The following is a 1,277-nucleotide window of genomic DNA, read 5'->3' on the forward strand; positions in this document are numbered from 1 at the left end:
GGCAGTAGGAAATATCGAGGGCATTGCCTGTGTGGACGATCGCATGGAAGTGCTCGTTCCTGAGCCAGAAGCTCAATTCTACACAGTAGTTAGTGGAGACTCTCTTTCCAAGATCGCTAAAAGGCATTATGGAGATGCGATGAAATACCCAGAGATCTTTGAAGCTAACAAACCTATGTTGAGCGATCCAAACAAGATCTATCCCGGACAAGTATTGCGCTTGCCACACCTGGGATAAGCATTGCAAACAACACCAAAAGAAAAGCCTCTTCCGTATGGGAGAGGCTTTTGTATTTTTAAAAAACAAAAAGCAATCTTGAAATACTTATTCCTTCAAACGTTAAGGAAAGAGTATAAAGTCCTTCAGCTAAGTCCGATACATCCAGCCTAATTTGATTTTCTCCAAGATAACCAATCTCCATTCTTTCATGAATTAATTGTCCCAAATCATTAAATAGCTGAAGAGATACGTCACCCGATTTTTCCAGCGAATAGGTTAGAGTCGTAATATGATCAGAGGGGTTTGGAAATAATTGATCTATAGAATGACGTGCGAAAATTTGTGGAGCAAGGGAAGTCGCTAAGTCAGGAAGGCTGTAAGCACCGGTAAGCCCCTGTCTAAAAGCACCTCCATTTCCGCGAGAACGAGAAGCGCCCACAGCAGCAGTACTGCCATCTGAAGAAATAGAGACTGCAGTCCCAAACAATTGGGCGGCTGGACTTGAAAGGTTTCCAGATATTTCTTCTAATTGTACCCAACTTGAATCACTCCAATCGTAAACCCTGGCATACCCCGCTCCTGAAGCAGAGCTTCCAACGATCAATCTATTTCCGTTAGCAGCAAAAGAATTAGCAAAACCAAAATAACTTTCTCCACCCGATCCATATAAATCATTCCCAATCTGGACCCAATCTGAATGGCTCCATTGATATATTCTGGTCCTACCTGTATTACCATTTATGCCAATTGCTCCTATAGCTACACGATCCCCCACTGAAGATAAAGAGACGGAAAATCCTGTTCTTCCCATAATTTCCAGCCCTTCAATATCTGATCCCCGTTGAACCCATGCAGCTCCATCCCACATAAAAATCCGTACTTGCCCTGTCCACATTCCATTTTCTTCATTAAAAGGAGAGCCAAAAGCAACATATTCACCATTATCTGATATAGAGACATTGATTCCTGATCCATCATTATTTGTTTGCCCCACAATATTCGCTCCCACACTAAGCCATGAGGTACCGTTCCACTCTTTAACAATTATATAACCCGT

2 protein-coding genes are annotated in these 1,277 nt (G+C 42.4%); one reads left to right on the plus strand and one right to left on the minus strand.

The annotated features are described in order from the left end of the window. The coding region (locus D5R40_RS33070) for a LysM peptidoglycan-binding domain-containing protein (RefSeq protein WP_124155894.1) at nt 1–238 on the plus strand (238 nt) is incomplete at its 5' end. Between the two features lie 58 nt (nt 239–296). On the opposite strand, the gene D5R40_RS33075 is transcribed toward D5R40_RS33070, so the two are convergent. Further along, nucleotides 297–1,277 (minus strand): T9SS type A sorting domain-containing protein (locus tag D5R40_RS33075; RefSeq protein WP_205127856.1); only part of this gene is annotated, 981 nt, incomplete at its 5' end.

The organism is Okeania hirsuta (genome assembly GCF_003838195.1).
GTDB classification, from domain to species: Bacteria; Cyanobacteriota; Cyanobacteriia; order Cyanobacteriales; family Microcoleaceae; genus Okeania; species Okeania hirsuta.